Below are 279 nucleotides of genomic sequence, written 5' to 3' on the forward strand. Positions count from 1 at the left end.
GCGCTCTTCCTGAAGGAAGAGCCGCAGTGAAAAGGCCCAAGCGACTGTTTAGCAAAAACACAGGTCTCTGCGAAGCCGAAAGGCGACGTATAGGGGCTGACGCCTGCCCGGTGCTGGAAGGTTAAGAGGAGGGCTTAGGGGGTACCCCGAAGGTCCGAATCGAAGCCCCAGTAAACGGCGGCCGTAACTATAACGGTCCTAAGGTAGCGAAATTCCTTGTCGGGTAAGTTCCGACCCGCACGAAAGGCGTAACGACTTGGGCGCTGTCTCAACGAGAGA

At 57.0% G+C, this 279-nt stretch carries 1 rRNA gene; it reads left to right on the plus strand.

The annotated features are described in order from the left end of the window. Positions 1–279 (plus strand): 23S ribosomal RNA (locus AC27E8_RS00320); the annotation flags it as partial.

Source organism: Alicyclobacillus sp. CIJ1, assembly GCF_057538885.1.